The sequence below is a fragment of the Stenotrophomonas sp. 2201_Sma genome, assembly GCF_056486685.1.
On sequence record NZ_CM151329.1, the window covers coordinates 123,361 to 139,604 of the forward strand.

A 16,244-nucleotide genomic window follows, 5' to 3' on the forward strand; every position below is an offset into this window, starting at 1 on the left:
GTCTGTCCGCTGCACGCAACGCAGACCCATGCCCAGGAGGAAGGGCGGCGATGTCCGAACCGTACTCGGCTTTTCTCAGATTGAGCATGTCACGCGCAGATCTTGCGCGGTGGCTTGCGGCAGCACCGCCGGACGTGTCCCGCTGGTCGGACTGGCGCTCCATCGGCGGGCAATGGAGTCTTCCCGGAGGCGGGGATCTTTCCGACCCGGATGCGCCGGGTCTGCAGACGCTCATTTCAGACTGCAACGCGATGTTGGCGCGCCATCGGGACAACCGCGCGGCACTGGAGTTCGTGCTGGGATCGGCAGAGGCGGAGAACATCAGGATTGCGGCCTATGACCGTCAGGGAAGACACTTCGTTGCCGGGTCGTTGACCTATTCGGAGAGTCTCTACGACATCCTGTTCTTTCTGGCCCTGGGGCGCAGCGCAGCCGAGTTCCTGGCCACGGACGATGCCGGCCTGGTCGTTGTCCACGACTATCTGTGGGGCGAGGACGGCGAACGGAGAACGGTCGCCGCGCTTGGCCTCGCTGGAAACGGACACTCCGCATTCCTGGGGCCCGACGCCTCCGCTGCCGCCGCCCGCGAGTTCGACGAACGGGTCGAGGCGATGCTGGATGGACAGGACGATCCGGACTTCTTCCCGCGCGATCAGCTGCAGGATCTGCGGGACTGATCCCGCGCATCAGCTATTGTTGAAGGGCACATAGGGTGTAAACGGCCTGGAAGGATCGAAGTCCTTCTGGCCAGGGTACAGAAGGCAATAGAGCCTGCCTTCATGCACGACTGCCAACGGGTAACAGGCATCCTGCCTGCTCATTCCGCCTGCGCCGCATTCCTGGAGGCCTTCCAGCACCTCCATGGCGGTGCACTTTCCGGCCTTGCAGTCATGTTCCCGGATCGCGCTGAAGCCCTTTGAATAGAAGATCCGCGGTGCCCGATAGCCCTGCAGCGGTTGCAGGTGCTTGGCCAGGGCGGCGTAGGCCCTGTCCACTTCCTCCCGCTCACCCAGGTTGAACGTGGAAGGCGAGTCCGATGTGAACCTGAACTTCGCGGGATCCGTCTCGCACTCCCACGCATGTGAGGCGGGAATGTGTAGCACAAGCAATGCGAACGCACTGATCAAGGATCGGGGCATCATCACTCCTGGGCAGGTCTGCTGTTGCTCGATGGAGCCGCATGGGAACACGGGAAAGAGTGAACCAGCGCTTCTCGAGTCAGCGTCGATGCGTCTTCCTCGAGGCGGGCGCGCGGAAGCGCCTTCAGGTGGCTGTACACGCGATCCACAAGCTCATGGGGCAGGACCGTGGCTCGTCCACACCGTTGCCCGGCGCTGCTGTCGGCGACTGCCGCGATGTAACCCTGGGCCCAGGACAGCGCGCGAGCGCGGCACAGTGCGTCGCTGCACTCACGCCCCTCCTCGTTGCCTGTGATTCGCTCCAGCAGTGCGCGGCCACTGGAAAGTGCATTGCCTGCGTCTGCCGCATGCGCGGGCAGAGCGGCGGACAGGCACGCCGCAAGGAAGGAGGCTGTTGAAGGCCGCCGCAGCCAGCGGCCAACCGGAGTACGCATGCATGCGATTCCTGAAGATGGAGAAGAGAAGGCTCGTCGCCAGGGCCAACTCTATCGGATCGGCCTGCCCGACCGGGATGCACGCGCCCGGCGGAAGGGGGCGCCAGGAAACGCCGTGCACGGAGAGGAGACGGGGATGCTTGTGCACTGCGCTAAAGATTGACGCCGAATTCCATTAAAGTTTGGCGCGCTAAAGGCTGGCATCGCCCCAATCCATCACAAGTTTTTGAAATGTATAGGGTTTGTCAAGTTTCATGGAAATGAGGCGCAGGTTTTAGATCGCATCTAGCCCCTCCTGATTTGGCCTAAGGTCTCTGACCCGCCCAGAAGTAGGTCAAATGCCGCCTGGCCCAAGTTCGCAGAATTGGATACCGGCGGCCTGTGCGCTCAGATGCAGCGAGATCGGGTCTATCGCATGGGTTGGCCAGCAAGCGGCGCAGGAGGGGTTCTCCATAGTTCAACCTCGTCGGCGTCACCGTTTGGGCTCTCGGGCAAAAGATCCGCGTCCTCCCAATGAAGAGCCAGTCGCCGGAAGACTTCCAAAGCGACCTGTCCCAAGAGTAGGGGCACCGCAGATATTGAGCGAGGCGTGCCCAGCGTGAGCGCACCCGATCCATAGCGCTGGGTCGGGTGCGCATTCAAAATACGCTATACATCCGAACATGAATCATCTCAGGGGCAGCATCGAGACATGACCACCGTCTATATTGATGAAAGCGGCCACAGTGGGGACATGATCAACAGCGGTAGCGCTTACGACTTCAAGGGCCAGCCCTACTTTGCCTTGGCCGGCATTGGTCTTGAAGACGGTCATGACTGGGAAAACCGCATCAATGAGATCCGAAGCCGCCACCGAGTTCCTGCAGGCGAACTGAAGTCCAAGTCGCTGACCGCCAAGCCAAGGTTTTCGGCCGAAGTCATCCATGCCTTGCTCGACCAACGCGCCCCACTTTTCATCGAGGTGGTCGATAAGCGCTTCCTTATCTGTACCAGCATCACCTCGTTCCAGCTCTTGCCGCCGTGTCTTGGCTATCCCGAGTCAGTGCAATTTCACTTCATCAGGAACACGGTGGCGGACTTCCTGTTCTTTCACGCCTCCGAGCGCGTCCTCGATACATTTGTCGCGTCGTGCCTGGCGCCGGGGGACGCGACTCTGCGCGCCTCATTCGCAATGCTGCGCGACATGGCCACAGATCGGGGCTTTACCGGATCGGCCGCACAAATCGCGCAGGGCGTTGCCCACATGGTGCAGGAAGTGGAGGGCGAGTACGCCGAGCAGCGCGAGAAAGGAGGCGAGGCCTGGTCGCAGTTTCTTCCGCCTCCCGATCTCAATAAGCATGGAAAGCAAGTCTGGATGCTGCCAAACCTGACGTCATTCACGAGCATCTACGCCCGGATGAATCGCTACTATGGCAAGCGCTTGGCCGGCATCCGCTTGGTGCACGACCAGCAATTGGAAGTGGAGAACATTCTGCGCCAAGGCAAAATGACCGCCGAAAACCTGAGCGTCTCCGTGGATCTGCCTTATACCCCACAATCCGACTACCGGTTCGAGGAAGAGGCTAGCATCGAATTTGCGCAGTCACACGAGGCCATCGGCGTTCAACTGGCCGACATCGTTGCCGGCACCGTGATGCGCTACTTTCGAGACACGGACGCAGGCACACCCGTGTCGAGTGAACTGCGCGAGGCCATCATGCGACTCATCGGCGAGGGCGATGAGCGAAGTGGCTATGGCCTCAATCAAGTCGTCGCAACGGCTAACGTCCGACATGCAGAATGAGTGCTACAGCCGTGGTGTCGTCTGCCATGACGCCTCTTTCTGAACGTAACGGAGATCAAGTCAGTGAGGCGTCCAGCGCTGTCTCGAAGGCAGATGCCTTGCCACTCAGAATATGGTCCAAACCTCGGAACAAATTCCTAAGCTCCTGTCGGTAGACTGCTTCCGTCTTCATATCCGAACCGACGATCACGGCGTTCAGGAATGACGCGGCAACATCTGCCGTTTTCAGATTGCTCTGGAGCCTTACATAGCTGCGAATGACGATTTCCAGCAGATCCGATTTGAATGACGCTGACAGCTTCTCACTCGGAATGATGTCTTGCAGCATTGTCCCCAGTACCTTGGTAGCTTCCTTGGAGATGTAGTGGCGATCGAAATGATCAGCACAACGGGTTTCCTTGGGCACTTCGGAATCATCCACGCGTGCACACTGTTCAGACCAATCCGCAGCGACGCCGACAAGCCGGGCGAGAAGGTAGTGGAAGGGCGTTGGCCACTCCTGATAGACCTCTTCGTCGGGCGCGCCAGACATCTGCTTGAGGATCCTTTTGGCGAAGTGCCCAAAGTAGTGCAGCCACATATGGTCTTGCAGCCCTTGGTGGATGCCTTCATGCACCATGATCTCAAAGAGTGTGATGCCTGAATTGATCGGGCACTGGAGCCGCCCCACCTCCTGGTAGGAGCCAAACGGCTCGTTGAGCTGGTTGACCAGGTGCTTGTCTTCGTCCAATCGACGGCACACAGACTCGCCGACGGCAGCCTCCAGGCCGTTCTTCACCGCCGTGGCTGCATCGGCAAAGAAGAAGCGAAGCAGCCGATTGGTTGGCGGCAGGCTTAGGCGGCTTCCGCCATTGAGGTTCTGATTGTTCCTCAGCTCGACGTAGAGCCGGCTTCCCGTGGATTCCAGCAGCGCGTCGATGTAATGCGCAATGAAGTCCGATTGTATGGCTTCGTCCGCTTCCAGCAACTTGAGGCAGAAATGTGGGTGAGCTTGCGCCAGGTGGACGGTTAACTCAGGCGAGGTGACGAGGTTCAACAGGATCTCCCGGGCCTCCAAGCTGGCCTTGTCACCCTTTGCACATCTGGCCTTCAATCCGTGCAGCAAGCGAAGCCATTGCTTGCGCCAGAACGAAGTGGGCTTGGGCGCTTGCCCGCGCAGGAGTGCGGCCAGTTCGTCCTTTGAATTGACTCGGCCTTCGATCCAGCCAACCAGCCAGGACTGTTGCCGGGTCAGGGAAATGAGTGTCGGCAGTTGCGGTTCGACCAGCAGCACCAGTTCGTCGTAGCGTCTGGTGAGGTGCAGGTTTTCGATCAACTCGCGAAAGACATGGACGCGGCCTCGGGCTAGTTTCGGAAAGCGTGTTCGCCAAAAGAAATAGAGTGCAACCGAAAGCAGCAGCAGATACACCGCGCTGGAACTGTTTAGCCCCCATTTCCAAGGCCCCAAGCTGTAGTAAAGGCCAAGTTGCTCCAAGGCCGGAGCGAACACCAGATAGTGGACCAGAACAAATACCGATCCGCCCACCGCCCAGTCCGCCCAAGTCGTGCAGAAACGAAGCTGGAGCCGACTGGTGGGAGAGATGAGCGCCCAAACGGCGGCGATGACGCCCAATATGGTGAGCAGGCCGGTGGTGTCAATGGAGGAGGAAGCTGTCATCGGTGCTACTGCATCCTTGCGTGGGCCGTTGGAATCGCACGCTGGTGCAATTGGTGTGCAGCTCAGTGCATGGCGTCAGAGGGAAAAAAACCGATGTTCGTTTCCAAACATCGAGGCAATAAATTTTAGCATCGAGCGCCCCCAAGCCTCAGCCTCAGCGGACTTGAATCATTCCTTGCGCCGCTCTCTCGTGCCCCGCTTCGCAGGGCCCATCGATGTCAGTGCGGATACTTGGGAGAGAGCTCGGGATAGTTCTGCCCAATCCAAGTCTTCACCTTGGAGCGGCCCTGAATGTCGGAGGGCAACTTCTCATGAATCATCCACTCGCAAACTTGGCGGACGCGAACCGAGAGATCAGCATTGTTCTTGCCCGTGAGGGAGTTCAGCAAAGTGAGCACTTCGTAGCCCTCCTTGCGGCTGAACCGATCAGCATCCTCTTTCGTCTTCTTGGGATCGTCACCCGTCACAGCGGTCCAGCTGTAGTCGTTGTAGTTCAGATCGCTCTTCTTGATCTCGGGCATTCAAAGCTCCTCTTCCGTGTGGTGATACTCATCTATATAACAGCGTTCATCCCATGTTCAAGGGGGCGCGCCGAAATAACCTCAAAAAGCAACAGCACAAGGCCTGGATCTACCCAAGCGGATGCGCAGTAGCGTAATTCCGCCATGATCCCTATCCCTCTGGGCCAGGAGCTCAGTTGGATCATGGTCGCCACCCCAAGCTATCTGAAGGAAAGCGCTCCTCTGGAGAGCCCCGCAGACCTCGCGAACCACCGATGCCTGGGTATCCGGATGGGGGAACAAGCAGATCTATCACTGGTAGCTTGAATCCGGTGATCGGCCAGAAGTGGTCTCGGTGGACTGGGCAGCAATTCTCAACGAGACAATTTTGGCCGTCGAACTGGCAGAGAGCGGCGGAGGCATTGCGTACTGACTGGAGAATAGGGTCGCCGCGCACTGGCAGAGGGTCGACTTCAACGGGTGCTGCCAGAATGGACGTCTATGGGACCATTGCTTCGTCTTTACTACCCCTGCCGACGCCGGTTGCCAGAGACGGTTGGGGTACTCCTGCGACTCATCCAAGCCGAGAAGAGCTAATACTGAATGCGACCGGCCGGTGTGCCAAAAGCCTGTTATGTCGGAGAGGGGGCGATGAGCGCGCTCCGGCCACCCAGGCAGGGGTTGGCAGCCGGTTAGGACGCTCTGAAAGTACGACCTGAGTGCCTCGGAGGGGCGGCTATGGCAGCGGCAACTAGAATGTGCTCAATGGATGATCGAAAGTAAGCAATAGGATGTCAGGTAGCTAGCGGAGAACACTGCCGCTGTCTCGATACCATTCATAGCTCGAATGCTAATTGGCTTTGTGAACTCGGCGAGCCATGCTTCTTTGCGTGCAAGGCGTAGACCCTAAGGAAATTTATGGACAACGGAATTGCCAAGGTGAGCTACAGGAATTTCATGCGTGCTCGACGTCCGGAGCTATATTCGGACACGCTGCATGCCGATGTTGGCGAAATGGACCGGCGCCAGTTTGAGTACCATCTGCAAACCCTCACCAGCCGTAAGGAAGAAACCGCGTTTGAGAACTTCGCGCGGTTGCTCGCTGAGAAGGAGCTATGCCCCAATCTCATACCGCAGACTGGGCCTACCGGCGGTGGCGATAGCAAGGTCGATACGGAGACGTATCCCGTAGCTCCGTCGATTGCGACGCTCTGGTTCGAGGGGGCACCAACCGCTGCCGAAGAACGCTGGGGCTTCGCAGTGAGCGCCAAGGCCAAATGGAAGCCAAAAGTCCTCTCCGACGTTGCCAAGATTGCGTCGACCGGCCGGCCGTACTCGCTGATCTACTTCATCTCCAATCAGGCCATTAAGGACAAGGATCGTGCCGCAGTAGAAGATGCCCTGACAGCTGAACATGGCGTCCAGGTGCGAATCCTCGACAGAAGCTGGATTGTAGAGAGAGTTGTCCGAAATCGACGGTGGGACATCGTAGCCGAAGCCCTCCAGTTCGAGTTTGCGCACAAGGCTGTCTCTACGCCTGGCCCTCACGATGCTGGAAGGCTGCGCGATCTGGAGGCACTGGATGCCAAGATTCAGGCAGCGGCTGCATCTTCAGTCACTTTCGAGCTGGTTGAAGAGAGTTTGCGCTCTGCTGTGCTTGCACAGGGCCTTGAGAGGCCGCGACATGAAATCGATGGCCGCTTCGACCGTGCACAGCGTCTCGCGGAGAAGGTCGGAGGTAGCCAGCGCCAGCGCATTCTGTACATGAAAGCTTGGAGCGCGTTGTGGTGGTTCGATGACTTGGATGAAGCCACACGAATCTATGCCCTGCTTGAATCCGAAGCTCTGTCCTCCGAGTGGGTATGGCACCTTGATGATCTCGTCAATCTGTGGACGGCGCTTCAGATAACAGAAGAACCTGACGAGGCGCGTACAGCCGCATTGCGTGCCGCACTCCAGCGACATGCGGACGACACATCAAAGACAACAAGTTCGCTCTGGGCGCGTATGCAGCTGCTCCTCATGGATCTCGCTGAGACCAGGCGCGGAAAAGGAAACCTGCAGGCCACCCTGGCCGCAATGCATGAAATCCTTGGCCAGGTACGTCGGCTGGTCGAATTTCCCATTGAGCCGATCATTCGCATCGTGCGGGAGCTATCCCAGTTCATCGGTGATGCGCCCGGGTACGATGATCTCTTGGACGGCGTCATTGAAATCGAGCGCGAGAGAAATGGCGATCGTGCCGCTGGCGAGCTGCAGTTGCAGCGCGGACTGCAGAAGCTTGAGCGAAAGAAGTCGTACGACGCGATTGATGACTTGGCCCGAGCGCAGGTACTCCTGGCACAAGACGACTGCCGTGATCAGTTCATAACTGCGCTGGCTGGAACAGGGCTGGCGTACGAGTCTTCGGGGCTGTTCTATGCAGCCAGAGGTAATTTTGTGGGTGCGCTCGACCGATCCCTATACTCATGGTTCAAGGAAGGATCTGTTGATGGACGTGCGCTACCTCTTCTCAAGAAGCTAGCGTGGACTGAGATCCAGCTTGGTCGCGTGCCCTACGTGCTTGCATGGGTGAAGTGGTTTGGGCCCATCCGAACCGCATTGAGTTTGAATGAGGCAGAGGTCAAGCGGCTTGATGAAGAGCTGCATGCAATCGATCAAATCTTGGGGATACTTGTTCTTCGTACTGCTCATGAAGACTGGGTGGCATTGACGCGACTACCGGACCTCTTGTCCGACCTGGGTTTGGAGATGTCGCGTGCTGCCGGACTTTTCATGCTTGGCTACGAGAGCAAGATACGGGAAGAGTACGGCTCCGGTGATGACGATTTGGACCAGTACTTCAGCCAGTGGCTAGCGTCTCCGGCCGGCCTCGATCTTCCCGAAAAGCCGCTATGGCATTTCCGTACTACCACTTTGGTTTCCTTCATACTGGGTTGTCGAATCGAGATTCTGGTCCGGGGCGGGACTACATCGGCATTGCTTGGAGAGAGCATCATGGGCTTCCTTGAGGCCTTCTACTCCAGTGCGGCTCGCGGGATAACGCTTATTTCTCCACGAGAGCGACTGCTTATCGAGATTCGACAGTCAGAGAGTGCGAAGGCACCGTTCTCGCATCGTCATGTTGAGGACGATTGCGGCGAAACGACGCTCATCATCACCCACCCAGTCTTGGCAGTGGCAGATCTGGTCGGTGATGGCTTTGAAAAGCCGATGTTCGATCTCTTCACGCGCGTTACCTATGAGCTGCAACTCAATGCGGAGGCGCAGCAGTTTGAAGAGATGTTTGCAAAGTTCCGCGCTCAGGATCGCGCGCACTACGCGGCACGATCTATCATTTCACTCACAAACATCCTCGGAGATCCTCCGCCTGGGCGGGCGAACGATTGGTTGAAAGACGAAGGCTTGTCTGACTTCCCACTTGCTCGAAAGGAGGCATGGGTGCCAAGTTCCGTTGCCGCTGTGGCAGGTGCCGATGTATCCCACGACGAGGAGGCGTCCGGCGATAGGTTGCGTCCCGAGCATCTCTTTGGAGCCGATGCTATTCGGCATCGCGATCTGAGAGTCCTGTCTCCGATCGTACTGCCCCTGTGGGACAAGGCGAAGTGGAAAGGGACAGCTGTAGCATTGCCACAGGCACCCGGAGAAATAGTGCCGCCAATGATGGCCTTGGCTTTCGAGGACTTCGAGTCAGGCAAGAAGATCTTCCGTGGGTGGCTCAAGAAGATTGGTGCAGCAAATCAGGATGGCTGGCTCAGCGTGACGATCATTACCGGAATCCGGCGCAGCAATCCGCTGGCCTACCGTGTGGTGGTTGGGATCAGTGAGTCATATATGAAAGCCGCCATGTCCGACAAGCGCTTTTGCGCTTTGGCCTATCGAATGCATGACATGACGCCATCATCCAGTCGAAACCTAGACACCCTGCAGGAGCACTTTAGACGATCGGGATTTGTCATCCTGATGCCAGCTGATTTTAAAGGGGCTTCCTCCGGGTTAGCACTTGCGCGCGAGAACTTTGATCTGGGCATCAGAATTTCGTCCTTGCAGTTTGTTCCAGCGTGGGAAGTGGATCCTTCCTCGCCTTTGGTTACAGCCATGGGTGGAATCACCGACCCTGTACTACCGGCGGGTATGACTGAAGCACCTTTCATGCAACGGCTTCAAAAGTAGGCGAGTTCAGGCGGCTAGTGCGTGTGCAATTTGAAAGCGATGGCGGTGGGTCTAGCGTTGCGGTGCGTGCGACCCGTGCTGACAGAATTGATCCAATCGCTCGTGGCCATCATGCCGCCGTCAGTTGGGAGTTGTCTAGCTTGTTCTGACGGACTCACGTAGCTGACTCCTCAATCGGGATGACGTAGGCGCCAGTATTTACAGCGAGCCTGCCCTCGACACTAATTGGAGGGAGGGCAGGACTCTCACCAACTAAGCTAGGTCCGACATCCATGACTGCAAAAGACCCAATCGGCCAAGCGCTGGCCATCGTAGATATATCCCTTCGCGAATTCTTCCCGGACGACTTTTATAAGCGTTGCATGTATGCATCTCTCGGCATAGCCGCCCTCCTGCGAGACGAGGGCGTCGTCGCGCATGTGGTGGGAGGAGAGTTCATTTGTACGGTTGTGTCCCGTGACGGCGCAACGATGACGCTCCAAGGATTCGGAGGCAGTAAGGATGGGCTCCCTTCGCACTTCTGGGTCTTGGCCGCGGGCCAGCAGCTTGATCTGGGACCGATGTACCTTCCCTACGAAGCTTCCTTCCCAGCTGCACCCTTGCCGATTCTTCGGTGGCCAACGGCTGTGCAGTTGCCCAACTTCATTCTGTATAGGGAGCATGCACGCTACGCTGGCGATGTTGAGTTGTCAGATGCAAGCTTTCGAGAGAAGAACATCGCATTTCTATCCCATTGTCGATCAGTCCGGGATACCGCAAGTTCGCTCTTCCCCGTTCCGACCTGGCAACTCAGGGACTCTCAGTCGCTGCACTACGCTGCGCAGAGGGGTGACATGTGGTCCAGAGCGTCGGTGGAGTACATCCGAAGATCGATGAAGGCAGCCTTCCCAACTCAATGAGTACTCGCTGCCCAACATGGAGCAACGCAGCGGAAGTGTTTTCTTGGGCGCTGCTGACCTAGGAGTCGGCATTGCAATTGCCTAGCGGTCGTTGAGCTTGAATTCGATTTGGGCCGCGCGCGGGACGCTGGCTGGGTCGTCGGTTAGCACAGCAGCCGGGGTAGCGCCGCTGAGAAGCGCATGCGGGGACATGAACCACTCGACCTCGCCCCAACCGCTGGTGCGGCGCAGCGCCTCGGGCTCGCGCTGAAAGGAACCGCTACTGCGCAGAACGGTCAAAATCTCTGCCAAGTGTTCCGCGGTTTTTCCATCAACGCTGAACTGCCATGTCGGAAAGCGGTAGCTTGGGTAGGGATGCTTCACGTACACCCCTAAGAGTTTGCCTTCGCGGCGCAGCTCGCTTGCACCGTGGCCATCACCGCACGGCTGGGCGCCGAGCCTGGCGCTTACCTCGGTGGCAACGAGCCATTGAGAGGCCAGCGCCCGCCGCTGGGCGGCAGCGCACCGTCGGCAGGCAAAGGTGGTGATTTGCGGAAAGATTGGCGCCACAACTGAGGCTTTCCCTCGTGGCTTGCGATTCTGCGCCAAACTTCCCGCAGAAGTCGCCATGTTTGGCGCAGGCGCCAATCTTTACGCGTCTGCATACGCTGCGCTTGCCCCCTACCGTTCGTCGGCCCATGACTTCCGGGGGGGTTGACTACAGGTGTCGTCACGCCGACAGTGACGACACGTGTAGTCAAGGGAGCCTGTCATGCGCGGCAAAACCATCGGGGACCAGGAGCTGGCCCTGCTGCAGTACATCGATGAACATGCGCCGGCCAGTGTCGGCGAGGTCGCCAGCGGCTATGGCGAGGCGCGCGGGCTGGCCCGTTCCACCGTGCTGACGATGATGGAGCGGCTGCGCACCAAGGGTTACCTGCAGCGCCGGCAGCACGAAGGCCTGTACCGCTACCAGGCCACCCGCGGCCCTGACAGCGTGCTGCAGGGTGCGGTGGCCCAGTTCGTCGACAACACTCTGCAGGGCTCGGTGTCGCCGTTCGTGGCCTATCTTTCGCAGCGCCAGCAGGTCAGCGACAACGAGCTGGCCGAGCTGGAAGCGCTGGTCGCCCAACTCCAATCGCGTCGCCACGAGGGCTGAGTCATGGACACCACGATGCTGATCCCGATGCTGGAACGGCTGGGCTGGACCAGCCTGCAGACCGTGCTGCTGGTGGCGCTGGTGTATGCCGTGTGCCGGCTGATGCCGTCGCTGTCGGCCGCCACGCGTTGCCGGTTGTGGTGGCTGGTTTCGTTGCAGGCCGTGCTCGGCCTGGTGTGGAGCCAGCCGGTGCAGCTGCCCTGGTTGCCCGCGTCGCCGTCGGTGGTGATGACCGCTACCGATATCGCCGCCGATGTGGTCTATCCGCTGTCTGCGGAAGGCTCCGCGCAGCTGCTGGCCACGATGCCGGTGGAGGTCGTGGCGACGCCCGCAACAGCGTGGTGGGCGCTTGCACTGGCCGCGCTGTGGGCCTCCGGTGTGCTGCTGATGGCCTGGCGCACCCTGGCGGAGTGGCGGCGTTGCCGCGCGCTGCTGGCCGCCGCGTATCCCTGCGAGGACGCGGCGCTGGTGCAGGCGCTGCACCTGGCCGCCGACGCGCATGGACTTCGCCGCCCGCCGCGCCTGTGGATGAGCGCACAGATCGATGCGCCGCAGCTGGTCGGGCCGCTGCGCCCGGTGCTGCTGCTGCCGGCCGGCGCCACTGCACTGCAGGGCGACGCGCTGGACCTGGCATTGACCCATGAACTGCAGCACCTGCAGCGCCGTGACCTGCAGTGGGGATTGTTGCCGGCACTGGCGCAGCACCTGTTCTTCTTCCACCCGCTGCTGCGGCTGTCGGTGCGTGAGTACGCCCAGGCCCGGGAAGAAGCGGTGGATGAGGCGGTGGTGGGCCAGCATGGGGCCAGTCGCCACGCGTACGGGCGTCTGCTGCTGCAGCTGGGCGTTGCACCGCAGCCGCACCTGGGGGTGGCCAGTGCGGCGCCGGACACGACCAGCCTCAAGCGCCGGCTGCTTTCGCTGCAGCCGCGCAAAGCCTGCCCGCGCGTGCTCGCAGTTGCCCTGACCGCCGTGGTGCTGCTGGTGGGTGTGGCACCCATGCGACTGGTCGCAGCGCCGGTGCCGCCGGCGCCTCCCGCACCGCCGGCGGCGCCGAAGCCCCTGTCGCCGCCGCCGGCTCCGAAGGCACCGCCGGCGCCGGCAGCGTCGGCGCGCCTGCCGGCCGTGCCGGTTCCCCCCGCGCCGCCGGCTGACGCGACCGGGCCGGACGATGTGACCGGACCCGATGATGCCGATGTGGGGGCCTTCGACGATGCGACCGACGTGGACGAGGACCATGACGGCATGACCTCTACCGGCACCTCCATCACCACCTACGGGACGTTGGATCTGGGCGAGTCGCCGCGCCAGGCCTATGTACTGGTGGATGGGGATTCGACCTTCGCCAATGGCGGCATCGATGACGTGGCGCAGGCCCGCAGGCAGCTCGGCAAGGGACCGGCACTATGGTTCCGCCAGGGTGACAAGCGCTACGTGGTGCGTGATCCGATGCTGGTGCAGTCACTGCAACGTGCCTATGCCGGCGCGGCGGAACTGGGCCGTCAGCAGGGCGAACTGGGACGCCAGCAGAGCGTGCTGGGTCGCCAGCAGGGCGAGCTCGGCCGCCAGCAGGGCGAACTGGGCCGGTTGCAGAGCGAACATGCACGCCAGATCGCGCAGGATGCGATGCGCACTGCGCGCAGTGCGATGGCTGCCCATGACATCAATCGTGAAGCGGCGGCCGAAGCGGCCAGGGCCGCGCGTGACTCGGTCGACGATGCAGCGCTCGCGCGGCAGGCCGCCGCTGAAGCGCGGCGCGCCCTGCAGGAGGCTCGTGATGACGAACGCCAGTCGGGGCGGAGCAGCGAGATGGGTCGGCTGGCCGGAGAGCAGGCCGCGCTGGCCAGCCGCCAGGCGGCGCTGGGCAGCCAGCAGGCCGCGCTCGGCGAACGCCAGGCACGCCTGCACGAGCGGGCCTCGCGACAGGCGCAGCAGGTGATCGCCCGTGCGCTGGCCAATGGCAAAGCCCAGCAGCTGTGAAACGGCGGTAGCGCCGGGCCATGCCCGGCGTTAGCGGCTCAACCGCAGTTGGCGCGCACGATCCGATTCTGCGCGTCGACCTCGATGGTGACCCGGTCCTCGCGGAAATCCATGGTCACCGCCATGCCGGGCTTCACCACCCGCGCCGTGCGTGCACCACTGGCTTGAACCACCTGCTTCACCGTGGCCTCGTCGGCGGTCCTGCCTGCCAGCCCCTCCAGCTTTTCCGGGTTGCATCGCTGCGGGCTTCCTGCGACATGCGGAGGCCGGGGTGCAGGATCGCTGCTGCTGCCACTGCCTGCACTGCCGCCCGCATGGCTGCAGGCGGCCAGCGGCAGGGTACAACCGAGCATCAACCAGAGACTGGAACGCATCGCGGATCCTCCACGCATCAGGAGCCGACAGTCTCATCGATCGGGGCTTCAGGGGGCGTCAATGCTCGTTCGGCGAGCTGTTCGATGCGGCCCAGCAGCTGCGCCAGCACGGCGTCGTCGTAAGGCAGCCAGCGGCGTGGCCGCGCCGGCAGGTCCGGCAAGGCCAGCGTCTGCCCGGCAAGGCTGGCGCGGGCGGTGGCCAGGTGCAGCCTGTAGTGGCCGACCTGCACATGGCGGCGCTGGAAGGTCATCAGGTCACGCTGCGGATGAGCGGCCAGCAGGTGCTCCAGGGTGCGCCCGCGCAAGCGGACCATGCGGGCCGGCGGCAGTGGCATGCCCTCGCCACCGCATGCGCAGGTGCTGGCCAGCAGGTCGAGTTCGCGCAGCAGTTCGGACGCCACCACTGCGGGCAGCTCGCGCGCCTGCACCGGTTGCCACGCGTCGCGATGCTGCCGCTGGAACTGGACGCGGCCGCTGCGGATCTCGCCGGCAAGGCCATGCGACAGCGGCGCCGACAGCTGCCAGCCGATCCGCCACGGGCCTTTGGCCAACATCAGCTGGCCGCTGTCATCGCCGTGCCAGCCTTGCCGACGGGCCAGCCCGGCCAAGGTCGCCACCGACAGCGTCAGCCCATTGAATGCAGCGGTATCGGCGGGTTCGCCGCGGGCGTCCAGATAGTGTTCGCGGAACACCTGGCGGAGCGGTTGCCGGCAGCGCTGCTCGATCAGCCGCGCGCGCCAGGCGGCGCGCAGATGGGGTTGGCTGCGGGCGGGATGCCACAGGCGCAGGCGGTTGCGGCCCTGCAACGCGACCACGATGCCATGCGCATCGGCGAACGCCTCTGCGCCGTCCACCGGCATCGCATCGATCCAGTGCCCGCGCGCATCGGCGAGCTGCCAGACCAGGCCCTGCAGCAGGGTGGCCAATGCCGGTTGCCGGCACGCGTCGCGCCAGTCCTGCAGTGCCCACTCGCCGCCCAGCACGAACGTGGCCTCCAAGGCACGGGCCAGGCTGGCCAGTGAGCGCCTGCCGGCGGCAATGACCGGCAGGCGCAGCAGCAGTTGCGGGCGCTGTGCGAGGCGGCGTTCGGCGGCGGCCAGATGCCGGTCCAGCTTCCGCGCGATGCCGGCATGGCGCACCTGTGACCGCGCCAGCGCCAGCGCAGCGATGGCCTCGGGGGTGGGCATCGCAGTGACCGCCTTGGCCAGCGCCACAGCCACCGATTGCGACGGCAGGGTCCGGGCGGCGGTCGGGGCAACGCACACCGGTGGCAGCACCTGCGCCAGCAAGGGCCGCAGCCAGGGCGCATCGCATTCCAGTGCCGCGCGCGTGGCACGCCAGAGCACACCGGCTTCGGCGATGCTGAAGGCACGGTCAGCGATGTAGGGCGCCTGGCCACTGTGGATCGCCTGCAGGCGCTGCGCTGCCTGCTGCAATGCGTGCTCGGCGAACTGCAGGTAGGTGTCGTGTTCGCTCAGCGGCTGCAGATCGGCGGGCGCCGGATCGATGTCGGCCTCGGTGGGATACAGCTCGGCGATGCGGGCATGGCGCAAAAGGTCCTGCAACGGCCAGTGCGCCACCAGGCGCAGTTCATCACGCAGCAGTGGGTGCGCGCTGCAGCCGTCCAGCAGCGAGGCCAGCGTTCCGCTGCCGTCGGCACCGGCACAGCGCGCCAATGCCAGCAGCGACAGTGCATCGCTGCCGGCTTCGACGCTTGCCCCGGCGTGCAGGCCGCAGTGCTGCAGCAATGCCAGCGCGGGCGCCTGCAGCCGCTCGTGGCCGGGCTCGGTGCAGCGCGCAAGCAGGGCCACGCCGTCGACCGGACGAAGCGCGCCCGACCGTGTACCGGTGCTGCGCCGGGACAAGCGCAGCAGTGCAGCGGCGCAGATCGCAACGGTAAGACGGGGCTGCCGCTGCGCGTCGGCGTCGAGAATGCGGTGCGCCCACTGGCGCGCGCTATCCGTGAGCGGCAGCCCGTCGCACCCCAGGGCCATCGGCAGCAGGCTGGCCAGTTGCCCGTCATCCAGCCGGGCCAGCAGCGCCGCCTGGTCCTCGCCATGGAATCCGGCCAGCGTGCTGGACGCCTCCGTGCCGGCCAGCAGGGCAGCAAGGGAGCGCAGCTGGGGGCCCGGGACCTGGGTGCTCATGGAACCTCCGTGTCGTGAGCCGC

The 16,244-nt window shown here is 62.1% G+C and carries 12 protein-coding genes; 5 read left to right on the forward strand and 7 right to left on the reverse strand.

Translation table 11 applies throughout. The annotated features are described in order from the left end of the window. The first annotated feature begins 50 nt into the window (after positions 1-50). The gene (locus tag ACZLIF_RS00515) at positions 51-677 is read left to right on the forward strand and encodes a hypothetical protein (RefSeq protein ID WP_128987666.1); all 627 of its coding nucleotides are present in this window, start codon (positions 51-53) and stop codon (positions 675-677) included. A 9-nt stretch (positions 678-686) separates the two neighbouring features. Here ACZLIF_RS00515 and ACZLIF_RS00520 read toward each other — a convergent pair whose 3' ends face one another. Together ACZLIF_RS00520 and ACZLIF_RS00525 are read right to left on the reverse strand one after the other, a co-directional pair. Then, the gene (locus ACZLIF_RS00520; RefSeq protein ID WP_128987667.1) at positions 687-1,139 is read right to left on the reverse strand and encodes a hypothetical protein; all 453 of its coding nucleotides are present in this window, start codon (positions 1,137-1,139) and stop codon (positions 687-689) included. A 2-nt stretch (positions 1,140-1,141) separates the two neighbouring features. Further along, positions 1,142-1,573: a Rap1a/Tai family immunity protein gene (locus tag ACZLIF_RS00525; protein WP_164972331.1), complete on the reverse strand. Its 432-nt coding sequence runs from the start codon at positions 1,571-1,573 to the stop codon at positions 1,142-1,144. A 691-nt stretch (positions 1,574-2,264) separates the two neighbouring features. Between ACZLIF_RS00525 and ACZLIF_RS00530 the strand changes: the two genes are divergently transcribed. After that, complete coding sequence (locus tag ACZLIF_RS00530) at positions 2,265-3,356, forward strand: DUF3800 domain-containing protein (protein WP_128987668.1); 1,092 nt, start codon at positions 2,265-2,267, stop codon at positions 3,354-3,356. 55 nt (positions 3,357-3,411) lie between these two features. On the opposite strand, the gene ACZLIF_RS00535 is transcribed toward ACZLIF_RS00530, so the two are convergent. Next, positions 3,412-5,013: a hypothetical protein gene (locus ACZLIF_RS00535; protein WP_128987669.1), complete on the reverse strand. Its 1,602-nt coding sequence runs from the start codon at positions 5,011-5,013 to the stop codon at positions 3,412-3,414. A 218-nt stretch (positions 5,014-5,231) separates the two neighbouring features. After that, positions 5,232-5,534, reverse strand: a complete 303-nt coding sequence (locus tag ACZLIF_RS00540; protein ID WP_128987670.1) for a hypothetical protein — start codon at positions 5,532-5,534, stop codon at positions 5,232-5,234. A gap of 897 nt (positions 5,535-6,431) precedes the next feature. On the opposite strand from ACZLIF_RS00540, the gene ACZLIF_RS00545 reads away from it, so the two are divergent. After that, positions 6,432-9,686 (forward strand): hypothetical protein, encoded by a 3,255-nt coding sequence (locus tag ACZLIF_RS00545; RefSeq protein ID WP_128987671.1) that lies wholly within the window; start codon positions 6,432-6,434, stop codon positions 9,684-9,686. A gap of 980 nt (positions 9,687-10,666) precedes the next feature. Here the strand turns inward: ACZLIF_RS00545 and ACZLIF_RS00550 are convergent. After that, complete coding sequence (locus ACZLIF_RS00550; RefSeq protein ID WP_241685918.1) at positions 10,667-11,194, reverse strand: hypothetical protein; 528 nt, start codon at positions 11,192-11,194, stop codon at positions 10,667-10,669. A gap of 142 nt (positions 11,195-11,336) precedes the next feature. Between ACZLIF_RS00550 and ACZLIF_RS00555 the strand changes: the two genes are divergently transcribed. Both ACZLIF_RS00555 and ACZLIF_RS00560 read left to right on the forward strand, forming a co-directional pair. Further along, a complete protein-coding gene (locus tag ACZLIF_RS00555) occupies positions 11,337-11,723 on the forward strand; it encodes a BlaI/MecI/CopY family transcriptional regulator (RefSeq protein WP_053515971.1) in 387 nt (128 codons plus the stop codon). A gap of 3 nt (positions 11,724-11,726) precedes the next feature. Beyond that, positions 11,727-13,700, forward strand: coding sequence for a M56 family metallopeptidase (locus tag ACZLIF_RS00560; RefSeq protein ID WP_128987672.1), 1,974 nt, complete (start codon positions 11,727-11,729; stop codon positions 13,698-13,700). Between the two features lie 38 nt (positions 13,701-13,738). On the opposite strand, the gene ACZLIF_RS00565 is transcribed toward ACZLIF_RS00560, so the two are convergent. Beyond that, entirely contained in the window at positions 13,739-14,074 is a 336-nt protein-coding gene (locus ACZLIF_RS00565; RefSeq protein WP_065182092.1) for an I78 family peptidase inhibitor, read from the reverse strand. Between the two features lie 17 nt (positions 14,075-14,091). Further along, positions 14,092-16,221: a DUF4132 domain-containing protein gene (locus ACZLIF_RS00570; RefSeq protein WP_128987673.1), complete on the reverse strand. Its 2,130-nt coding sequence runs from the start codon at positions 16,219-16,221 to the stop codon at positions 14,092-14,094. Between the last annotated feature and the right edge of the window lie 23 nt (positions 16,222-16,244).